This is a genomic window from Citrobacter sp. Ce119, assembly GCF_030334525.1.
GTDB classification, from domain to species: Bacteria; Pseudomonadota; Gammaproteobacteria; order Enterobacterales; family Enterobacteriaceae; genus Citrobacter; species Citrobacter europaeus.
The window spans coordinates 37828-48288 of sequence record NZ_JAOWDR010000005.1 but is presented as its reverse complement, the minus strand read 5'-3'; the positions used below and the strand labels follow the sequence as shown (position 1 = coordinate 48288).

At 50.1% G+C, this 10461-nt stretch carries 8 protein-coding genes; 5 read left to right on the top strand and 3 right to left on the bottom strand.

Annotated elements, in window-relative coordinates; genetic code table 11:
- Nucleotides 1-277: 277 nt before the first annotated feature.
- The 5 genes from OGV80_RS00245 (at nucleotide 278) to OGV80_RS00225 (ending at nucleotide 7193) form a co-directional block, all read left to right on the top strand.
- Nucleotides 278-1909 (top strand): sensor histidine kinase, encoded by a 1632-nt coding sequence (locus tag OGV80_RS00245; protein WP_043018144.1) that lies wholly within the window; start codon nucleotides 278-280, stop codon nucleotides 1907-1909.
- Nucleotides 1906-2625, top strand: a complete 720-nt coding sequence (gene dcuR / locus OGV80_RS00240) for a two-component system response regulator DcuR (RefSeq protein ID WP_043018143.1) — start codon at nucleotides 1906-1908, stop codon at nucleotides 2623-2625. The genes OGV80_RS00245 and dcuR overlap by 4 nt, the downstream gene beginning before the upstream one ends.
- 718 nt (nucleotides 2626-3343) lie before the next feature.
- Nucleotides 3344-4684: an anaerobic C4-dicarboxylate transporter DcuB gene (dcuB, locus tag OGV80_RS00235; RefSeq protein ID WP_003031873.1), complete on the top strand. Its 1341-nt coding sequence runs from the start codon at nucleotides 3344-3346 to the stop codon at nucleotides 4682-4684.
- Nucleotides 4685-4780: 96 nt separating this feature from the next.
- Nucleotides 4781-6427, top strand: coding sequence for a class I fumarate hydratase FumA (gene fumA, locus OGV80_RS00230; protein WP_075145326.1), 1647 nt, complete (start codon nucleotides 4781-4783; stop codon nucleotides 6425-6427).
- 148 nt (nucleotides 6428-6575) lie between these two features.
- Nucleotides 6576-7193 (top strand): DUF2238 domain-containing protein, encoded by a 618-nt coding sequence (locus OGV80_RS00225; RefSeq protein ID WP_043018141.1) that lies wholly within the window; start codon nucleotides 6576-6578, stop codon nucleotides 7191-7193.
- A gap of 26 nt (nucleotides 7194-7219) precedes the next feature.
- Here the strand turns inward: OGV80_RS00225 and OGV80_RS00220 are convergent, their stop codons facing one another.
- From OGV80_RS00220 to melA, 3 genes are all read right to left on the bottom strand, one after another.
- Nucleotides 7220-7474, bottom strand: a complete 255-nt coding sequence (locus OGV80_RS00220) for a SemiSWEET transporter (RefSeq protein ID WP_043018140.1) — start codon at nucleotides 7472-7474, stop codon at nucleotides 7220-7222.
- A 2-nt stretch (nucleotides 7475-7476) separates the two neighbouring features.
- Complete coding sequence (gene melB / locus OGV80_RS00215) at nucleotides 7477-8907, bottom strand: melibiose:sodium transporter MelB (protein WP_043018139.1); 1431 nt, start codon at nucleotides 8905-8907, stop codon at nucleotides 7477-7479.
- 92 nt (nucleotides 8908-8999) lie between these two features.
- Nucleotides 9000-10355: an alpha-galactosidase gene (melA, locus tag OGV80_RS00210; RefSeq protein WP_087052793.1), complete on the bottom strand. Its 1356-nt coding sequence runs from the start codon at nucleotides 10353-10355 to the stop codon at nucleotides 9000-9002.
- Nucleotides 10356-10461: the final 106 nt, after the last annotated feature.

The window sequence follows — 10461 nt, the reverse complement described above, 5'->3', positions numbered from 1 at the left end:
AATGACAGAAAAATGACTGAGTGCTGCATTCCACAGCAAAACCCCGCCTTATACCCATTTACACACAGAGTTATCCACAATCGTAAGAAAATTAGCGGTCAACATCCCTGAAAAGAAGAGAAAACGAATAAGGAAATCGCTATATAGAAAGAAACTCGCTCTACGATATATAAAGAAGGAATGCACAGGTAGTGCATGCCCCATCATCCCTACCACCTTTGAATTACGCATCCCATCAGGCGATAATACCCGTACAAACCGTGATTCCAGGACCGTGATGAGACACTCTCTGCAACGTACTGCTATACGCAAACGCCCGATGAAGCTCGGCACTACCGTGATCCTCATGGTCAGTGCGGTACTCTTCTCCGTGCTGCTTGTCGTTCATCTGATTTATTTCTCACAGATCAGCAATATGACGCGCGATGCGTTAGCAGGTAAAGCGCTTGCGGTCGCACGAACGTTGGCAAACTCCCCGGAGATCCGCCAGGGGCTAATGAAAAAGCCTGCAGAAAGCGGCATTCAGGCGATTGCTCAGGCGGTGAATAAGAGCAACGATTTTTTGTTCATCGTCGTCACCGATATGCAAAGCATTCGTTACTCCCACCCCGAAGCACAGCGAATCGGTCAGCCGTTTAAAGGCGATGACATTTTGCTGGCCCTACAAGGTAAAGAGAATGTCGCCATTAATCGCGGATTTCTGGCTAAAGCCCTGCGGGTGTTCACTCCTATATATGACGAACATCACCGGCAAATTGGCGTGGTGGCGATCGGTCTTGAGCTAAGCAGAGTTGCTGAACAGATCAATAACAGCCGCGGCAGCATCATCTGGTCCATCTTATTTGGCGTGCTGGTTGGGCTGCTCGGTACATGGATATTCGTTAAGGTCCTCAAGCGCATTCTGTTTGGTCTGGAACCTTATGAAATCTCCAATCTGTTCGAACAACGCCAGGCGATGCTGCACTCGATAAAAGAAGGCGTCATTGCCGTTGACGAGTGCGGTGAAGTGACGCTGATAAACCAGGCTGCGCAGGAGTTGCTCGATTACCACAAGTCACAAGACGATGCCCAGCTCTCCACGCTCAGCCACGCGTGGTCACAGGTAGTCGATTTTTCACAGGTACTGCATGACGGGACGCCGCGTCGCGATGAAGAGATCATGGTTAAGGATCGGCTACTCTTAATTAACACCGTTCCGGTACTCAGCAACGGTAAAATCATCGGGGCCATTTCAACGTTCAGAGATAAGACTGAAGTGCGAAAACTGATGCAACGACTGGACGGCATGGTCAACTATGCCGATGCACTTCGTGAACGATCCCACGAATTCATGAATAAATTGCACGTGATTCTGGGATTATTGCATCTGAAAAGTTATAAGCAGCTTGAAAATTACATCCTGAAGACCGCGAACAATTACCAGGAAGAGATTGGCTCACTGTTAGGAAAAATAAAATCTCCGGTGATCGCAGGTTTTTTACTCAGTAAGATTAATCGTACCTCTGATTTAGGCCATAGCCTGGTGATCAGTAATGAAAGCCAGTTGCCAGAAAATAGCAACGAAGATCAGGTGGCGGTGCTGATTACCGTTCTGGGGAATCTGATTGAAAACGCCCTGGAGGCGCTAGGTCAAGAACCTGGCGGTGAGATCAGCGTATCCTTGCATTATCGACACGGCTGGTTGCATTGCGAAGTGAATGACGATGGTCCGGGGATCGCCCCCGAACACATTGAGCACATCTTTGAGAAGGGCGTTTCGTCAAAAGGAACCGAACGGGGCGTAGGTTTAGCGCTTGTTAAACAACAGGTTGAAAACGTTGGCGGTAATATATCCGTCGAGTCTGAACCTGGGATCTTCACCCAATTTTTTGTACAGTTACCGTGGAATGGTGAGAGGGCCAGCAGATGATCAATGTCTTAATTGTCGATGACGATGCAATGGTAGCGGAATTAAACCGCCGTTATGTCGCGCAACTCTCCGGTTTTCATTGCTGCGGCACAGCCTCCACGCTGGAGAAAGCAAAAGAGATAATCTTTCATAGCGGTCATCATATCGACCTGATTTTGCTTGATATTTACATGCAAAAAGAAAACGGTCTGGATCTGTTACCTGTTCTGCACAGCGAAGGTTGCAAGTGTGATGTCATTGTCATCTCTTCCGCCGCCGACGCGACCACCATCAAAGACTCTCTCCACTATGGCGTCGTTGACTACCTGATCAAACCTTTCCAGGCTTCCCGTTTTGAAGAGGCACTGACCGGTTGGCTACAGAAGAAAACTGAAATGGAAAAGCATCAGTACTATGAACAGTCTGAGCTTGACCAGTTGATTCACGGTAGCTCCTCTAATGAGCAGGAAGTGCGGCGCTTACCCAAAGGATTAACGCCACAAACTTTACGCACGCTGTGCCAGTGGATTGATGAGCATCAGGATCAGGAATTCTCCACCGATGAACTGGCCAACGAGGTCAATATCTCGCGCGTCTCTTGCCGCAAATATCTTATCTGGCTCGTCAATTGTCACATTTTATTTACCAGCATCCATTATGGCGTAACCGGTCGACCGGTTTATCGTTACCGCGTTCAGGCGGAACATTACTCATTGCTTAAACAATATTGCCAATAAAAACAATTGGGGATTATTTGTTATTTGAAGGTAACAATTATTAAAATAATGAAAAATCCCTATTTTACTGGTTCATGCTGCAGAATTATAAATTTGCGTTAGATCAAATATATTTGTATCCGGCATGTTAAATGCGTTATTTTAATATTGATTAATGTCACACTGTTTTTAATTTCAAAATCGCTAACAAAAGTTAATTAAGTATTATCTAACTCGCAGAGTGTGTATTTTTACCCATAAAGGATTAGTCTGAAATTAACCAGACATACAAAATCTAGACTGGTAGCAATGGAGACCATGCTACGTACCATGGACACCGTACATTTTTGTGAGCAAATAAAAGTATCCGCACGCCAACCTCATCACATCATGAAATGGCGTGAGTGTGATCACATAAATAACCCACTCACTCATTCTGTCGGTGGTTCACGTAATAGCGGAAAACGCAAAACAGATAAATTACAGCGTCAACCGCGGCTCTCTATGTCCAGCTCTGCTTCCCATCGCCTGAGGATTCTCTCCTCTGATCAAAGCCACAGAAAAAAGCAAAATATCGCCATAACTTTAAATAAACATTCTAGCAAGACATTTGAACATTAATCGCAAATACGGACATATCGAATACTGACCATTTTTTGATGCCTATTCTGGCAAAAAAGAATGTGGCACAGATCCATTTTTCAAAAAATTGACTGGGTTTTTCGCGAGGGTAAATAAAATGTTATTTAGTATACAACTTCTCATAATATTAATATGTTTGTTTTATGGTGCCAGAAAGGGCGGTATCGCGCTGGGTTTATTAGGCGGTATCGGCCTGGTCATTCTGGTTTTCGTTTTCCATCTCCAGCCGGGTAAACCACCTGTAGATGTCATGCTGGTTATTATTGCCGTGGTGGCCGCATCGGCAACCCTGCAGGCCTCCGGCGGCCTTGACGTTATGCTGCAAATCGCTGAAAAGCTGCTGCGTCGTAACCCAAAATACGTTTCCATCGTCGCCCCGTTCGTGACCTGCACCCTGACGATTCTCTGCGGTACTGGCCACGTGGTATACACCATCCTGCCAATCATTTATGACGTTGCCATTAAGAACAATATTCGTCCGGAACGTCCGATGGCGGCGAGTTCTATCGGTGCGCAGATGGGGATTATCGCCAGCCCGGTTTCCGTCGCCGTTGTGTCACTGGTGGCAATGCTGGGGAACGTCACGTTTGAAGGCAAGCATCTCGAATTCCTCGACCTGCTCAGCATCACCATCCCGTCTACCCTGTTGGGTATCCTGGCGATCGGTATCTTCAGCTGGTTCCGCGGTAAAGATCTGGATAAAGATGAAGAGTTCCAGAAGTTCATTTCCGTACCTGAAAACCACAACTATGTGTATGGCGATACCGCCACGCTGTTAGACAAAAAACTGCCGAAAAGCAACTGGCTGGCCATGTGGATCTTCCTTGCCGCAATCGCCGTGGTTGCCGTGCTCGGCGCGTTCTCTGAGCTGCGTCCTACCTTCAGCGGCAAACCGCTGTCAATGGTACTGGTCATCCAGATGTTCATGCTGCTGACCGGTGCGCTGATTATTATCCTGACGAAGACCAATCCCGCTTCAATATCTAAAAACGAAGTCTTCCGTTCCGGTATGATCGCGATTGTGGCGGTGTACGGTATTGCCTGGATGGCCGAAACAATGTTCGGCGCGCACATGACAGAAATCGAAGGTGTGCTGGGCAATATGGTGAAAGAGTATCCGTGGGCCTATGCAATTGTTCTGCTGCTGGTTTCCAAATTTGTAAACTCACAGGCAGCGGCGCTGGCAGCGATTGTTCCGGTCGCGCTGGCAATCGGGGTTGATCCAGCGTACATCGTGGCTTCCGCTCCTGCATGTTACGGTTACTACATTCTGCCGACCTACCCGAGCGACCTGGCGGCTATTCAGTTTGACCGTTCAGGTACCACCCACATCGGCCGCTTCGTTATCAACCACAGCTTTATTCTGCCAGGTTTGATCGGCGTAAGCGTATCCTGTGTCTTTGGTTGGATCTTCGCCGCAATGTACGGTTTCTTGTAATTACAGTTCGCGTGCCGTCCACGTTGGTACGGCACGCCACCGTTAAGACACAGAGAATTTTAAAATTCCTGAGAAAAATGAAAAGGCTGGAAGCAAATGTCAAAAGTTGAATTCACTTACCAGGCGGCTTTCCCACTGGGGGAAGACAAAACTGAGTACTACCTGCTGACATCCGATCACGTCAGCGTCGGCGAGTTTGAAGGCGAAACAATTCTGAAAGTAGCCCCTGAAGCACTTACGCTACTGGCCCAGCAAGCCTTCCACGATGCCTCCTTCATGCTCCGCCCTGAACACCAACAGCAAGTCGCCTCAATTCTCCATGATCCCGAAGCCAGCGAAAACGATAAGTACGTGGCGCTGCAGTTCCTGAGAAACTCCGAAATCGCCGCCAAAGGCGTGTTGCCAACCTGCCAGGACACCGGTACGGCAATTATCATGGGTAAAAAAGGCCAGCGCGTGTGGACCGGCGGCGGCGATGAAGCGGCCCTCTCCAAAGGCGTATTTAATACCTATATCGAAGATAACCTGCGCTACTCGCAAAACGCGGCGCTGGATATGTACAAAGAAGTGAATACCGGCACCAATCTGCCCGCGCAAATCGACCTGTACAGCGTGGACGGTGACGAATACAAATTCCTGTGCGTGGCTAAAGGCGGTGGTTCAGCGAACAAAACCTACCTGTATCAGGAAACCAAAGCGCTGCTGACTCCCGGCAAACTGAAAAACTTCCTGGTTGAGAAAATGCGCACGCTGGGTACCGCAGCTTGCCCGCCGTACCACATCGCCTTCGTCATTGGCGGCACGTCAGCGGAAAGCACCCTTAAAACGGTGAAGCTGGCCAGCACGCATTACTATGACGCACTGCCGACTGAAGGTAATGCTCACGGCCAGGCGTTTCGCGATCTACAACTGGAACAGGAACTGCTGGAAGAAGCGCAAAAACTCGGCCTCGGCGCCCAGTTTGGCGGGAAATACTTCGCGCACGATATCCGCGTGATCCGCCTGCCTCGCCACGGCGCGTCCTGCCCGGTCGGTATGGGCGTCTCTTGCTCCGCAGATCGTAACATTAAGGCCAAGATTAACCGCGAAGGGATTTGGATCGAAAAACTGGAACATAACCCAGCTCAGTACATTCCGGAATCCCTGCGCCAGGCGGGCGAAGGTGAAGTGGTTAAAGTTGACCTCAACCGCCCAATGAAAGAGATCCTCTCCCAGCTCTCTCAGTACCCGGTCTCTACCCGCCTGTCGCTGAGTGGCACCATCATTGTTGGTCGCGATATTGCTCACGCGAAGCTGAAAGAACGTATTGAGTCCGGCGAAGGCCTGCCGCAGTACGTGAAAGATCATCCGATCTACTACGCGGGTCCGGCCAAAACACCTGCGGGTTATCCGTCCGGCTCTTTAGGGCCAACCACCGCGGGTCGTATGGACTCCTATGTTGACCTGCTGCAGTCTCACGGCGGCAGCATGATCATGCTGGCAAAAGGTAACCGAAGCCAGCAGGTGACTGACGCCTGCCACAAACACGGCGGCTTCTATTTAGGCAGCATTGGTGGTCCGGCAGCAGTACTGGCGCAGCAGAGCATTAAGCATCTGGAATGCGTGGAATACCCGGAGCTGGGTATGGAAGCTATCTGGAAAATCGAAGTAGAAGATTTCCCGGCTTTCATTCTGGTCGATGACAAAGGCAACGATTTCTTCCAGCAAATCGTCAGCAAACAATGCGCTAACTGCGCCAGGTAACCCATTCGGCCCGGCACTGGACTGACACCTGTTTTTTTGGCGTCAGTCCAGTGATCCCCCCGGGCCAACTTTATCCCCCCATTTACTGGCGTTGAATTTTTACCGCTCACAGGGAATAGTAACCTTTTCCATTACTTGTGAATTCGCAATGCTCCGCACACTGAACCCCACAATTTTGTACTCTGGCGCGCTGTTCCTGGCGTTGATTCTTATCTACACCGGAATCTCCGCCTCGGAGAAAATAACCTGGCTGATGGAAGTCACGCCGGTCATTATTGTTGTCCCGTTGCTGCTGGTGACCGTTAAGCGCTACCCGCTGACGCCGTTGCTCTACACGCTCATTTTCTTGCACGCCATCATTCTGATGGTCGGCGGTATGTATACCTACGCTAAAGTTCCCGTCGGTTTTCAGGTTCAGGAATGGCTGGATCTCAGTCGTAACCCCTATGACAAGCTGGGTCACTTCTTCCAGGGGCTGGTGCCTGCCCTGACGGCAAGAGAGATCTTAGTGCGCGGTAGTATTGTTCGTGGCCGAAAAATGCTGGCATTTTTGGTCTGCTGCGTAGCGCTGGCGATTAGCGCAATGTATGAACTGATCGAATGGTGGGCGGCGCTGGCAATGGGCCAGGGGGCGGATGATTTTCTTGGTACGCAGGGCGACCCGTGGGATACCCAGTCAGATATGTTCTGCGCTCTGCTCGGCGCATTGACAACGGTGCTGTTATTGGCTGGCTGGCACAACAGACAGTTAAAAACTGCCGGATAGCGCTCACGCTTATCCGGCAGTCTGCCCTACCCATTACGAGATTTGATAACCAGAATCGGCAAGGCGAACAACAGGGTCAGAAAGTTCGCCATGCTGACGGCAGTATCTTCAATCAATAATCCGTAAATCAGCCACAAAACCAGCCCACACACAAACATCACATACATTAAACCGGAGATACCCTGCGTGTTGCGGGTGGTAATGACCTTAATCGCTTGCGGTAAGAAAGAGAGCGTCGTCAGGCAGGCTGCCAAATACCCAATCCACGAATGCCATTCCATAGTTACGCCTTCATATCGCCTGGAGCGGCTACCGCAATAGCCGGGATATCCGGTTGCTCATCGTGCTGCGGCACCTTACGGTACTTATCCAATAAATGGATCTGGATCCTGCGCAGCGTATCGCCGTTAAGTCGGTAAAAACGGAAATAGAGCAGCAGTGTGACGATAAAAAACAATGTGGGCAGGACAATCATAATGAACTGCATTCCGAGGATTGTTTCCGCTGATTGAGGCATATTGGGTACGTAACCAATCAGCCCAAGTACCACTGCAATGAAGAATGCTGCAAACGCTGATCCCCCTTTAACCACCATGGTCTGAACCGAATAGGCAATACTCTCACAGCGAATATTGAATTTGTATTCACCGTAATCGACGGTGTCCGCCACCATAATGACCTGCAACACCCAGAAAAGCGCAGTACCGATATTCAGGAAAATCCCCGCGGTAACGATCAGGAAGGTATTGTGGTACTCCGCCAGAGCCATAATCAGCAATACGCCTGCGCTCAAAACAGGCATCACAGAAGCGCCAGCCCAGAGTATTCGACGAGAAAGCGCTTTCGCCAGGCGTGGGAAGAGGATCAGCGTTAATAAATTCGCTGCGCCGGCATATGACAGGTAATACGGGAAAAGATCTGCATCGCCAATAACATAGGTAAAATAGTAGATCGCAAATCCGGTGATAATATTGGCCGCAACATTGTAAGCCAGCGCCATCCCTAACAGGCATGAAAGCTGATCGTTTTTGTAAATCAGCCCGAGAATCGTTTTTAGCGGTAGACGACTGCTGTCCGCCGTTGCCTCGCTGTCGGAGGAATAAACTTCATGAACGTTGCGTAATGTGACGAGCGTCGACGCGATGAAGAATGCAATCAGCACCAACGTAAACATCTGGAAACCGAAGCCGCGATCGGCACCGCCAACATAGCTCACAAAAGGCAGCGTCACGCCCGCGGTGACAAACCCGGCAAGGCTGGCGAAGAAACGGGGGAACGGCACCAGTTGTTCACGCTCGCGTTTATCCAGCGTAATGGTGGGGACCAGCGACCAGAATGGAATATCCATAATGGTGTAAGTCATCCCCCATAATATATACGTCACACAAACAAATACGATTTGCGCCGTCCCCTCAAACAGGTGTGCGCTAAAAAGCAAAAACAGCACCAACGAGTTCGCCAACGTGCCGAGTAAGATCCAGGGTTTAAATTTTCCCCAACGCGACCGGGTAGCATTCACTATCCAACCCATCACCGGATCGTTAAACGCATTCCATATTTTTGCCACCAGGAACAACGTTCCAACGACGCCTACCGATAATCCCACCACGTCGGTGTAGTAATACATCAGGTACATGTACACGATACCGATGGCGAAATCCTTACCAAACGCTCCAAATCCATAACTGAGTTTTGTTGTCAGAGAGATGCTCATAGGGTATCGGGTCGCTGTTACCAGCGCCCGCCTTCTGTAAGAGGAAACGTCAGAGGTTAAACGCCGGATGCTCTGCCCGGCTTGATTGTGTGTTAACGGTGTAACCAGGCCGGCAGCCAGTCGCCGTGAGACGCGATCAGGTCATCAACCAGCGCATAAATCTCCTCAATCCCCAATACCGCAGCGGTATGCGGATCCATCATCGCCGCGTGATAAACACGATCGCGATTTTCTGTCAGGATGGCTTCCGTCAGCAGAGTCTGAACATTGATATTAGTTTGCATCATAGCCGCCAAATGCGACGGGAGAGTACCCACCTTCGTTGGCTGGATACCATTCGCATCGACCAGGCAAGCCACCTCCACACAACAGCCTTGCGGCAGGTTATCGATCAAATGGTCATTACGAACGTTGCCGTATACCACGCTCGGTTCACCGGTCCAGATAGCGTTCATGATAGTGCTGGCATATTCGCGCGACGGTTTAATATCGATTCGCGCCGCCGTTTTGTACTCCTCCAGCTCTTTGTTCCAGTTCGCCAACTGTTCCACGCAGCGTTTTGGGTACTCATCCAGTGGAACCTTATAGCGCTCAATCAGATCCTCACGCCCGGGTTTGATAAACCATGGCGTATATTCGGCGAAATGCTCCGACGACTCGGTGACGAAATAGCCGAGTTTTTTGAACATTTCATAGCGCACAATGTTCTGGCAACGCGTATTTCCGTGAATATTCGGTTTCGGCGCCTGACCGGATTCATAAGCCGCCAGCAGTTCCGGATAAAGATTCACATAGGCACCGTCAGCCGTTTTGCGCTCGAGTTCCAGATAAAACGCCATATGGTTGATCCCGGCGCAGCGATAACGCAAAGAGGCCGGGTCGATGTTCAAATCGCGGGCCAGCTCCTCCGCTGTTCCCTGCACCGAATGACACAGTCCAACCTGCTTAATATGCGGATAGCGTGCATACATTGCCCAGGTGTTCATCGCCATCGGGTTAACGTAGTTAAGCATGGTAGCCTGCGGACAAACTTCGGTCATGTCCTCGCAAATCTGCCATAAATGCGGGATAGTGCGCAGTGCGCGCATAATACCGCCAGGCCCCAACGTGTCGGCAATCGTCTGCTCCAGACCATGACGTTTACACACAGCAAAATCGGTGACGGTACATGGTTCATAACCGCCGATCTGGAAAGCCACCACCACAAAATCGGCGTCCTGTAATGCCGCTTTTTGATCGGTGTAGCAGGTGATACGTCCGGACGCGCCCGCTGAGTCCATCAACTTACGCACAACAATGTGTGACTCTTCCAGCCGAGTAGGATTAACGTCCATCAGGGCGACATGCGCAGATTTAAGCGCATCGCGATGAAAAACGTCTCCAAGGATATTTTTGACGAAAATCGTGGAACCGGCGCCGATAAAGGTAATTTTGGGTGCAGACATCATGACTCTCCAGAACATTAGTGAACACAGTCATGGTGGCACAGCGCATAGCTGAAAACTTCCGACTTCCCTGGCGAGCATTCCCATAAACTCAGATCGCCTCTTTGCC

Bases quoted from the DNA above. Each gene is read 5' to 3' on its own strand.
- OGV80_RS00225 (WP_043018141.1), top strand. From the start codon at position 6,576: ATGCTCCGCACACTGAACCCCACAATTTTGTACTCTGGCGCGCTGTTC.
- dcuR (WP_043018143.1), top strand. From the start codon at position 1,906: ATGATCAATGTCTTAATTGTCGATGACGATGCAATGGTAGCGGAATTA.
- dcuB (WP_003031873.1), top strand. From the start codon at position 3,344: ATGTTATTTAGTATACAACTTCTCATAATATTAATATGTTTGTTTTAT.
- OGV80_RS00245 (WP_043018144.1), top strand. From the start codon at position 278: ATGAGACACTCTCTGCAACGTACTGCTATACGCAAACGCCCGATGAAG.
- fumA (WP_075145326.1), top strand. From the start codon at position 4,781: ATGTCAAAAGTTGAATTCACTTACCAGGCGGCTTTCCCACTGGGGGAA.
- OGV80_RS00220 (WP_043018140.1), bottom strand. From the start codon at position 7,474: ATGGAATGGCATTCGTGGATTGGGTATTTGGCAGCCTGCCTGACGACG.
- melA (WP_087052793.1), bottom strand. From the start codon at position 10,355: ATGATGTCTGCACCCAAAATTACCTTTATCGGCGCCGGTTCCACGATT.
- melB (WP_043018139.1), bottom strand. From the start codon at position 8,907: ATGAGCATCTCTCTGACAACAAAACTCAGTTATGGATTTGGAGCGTTT.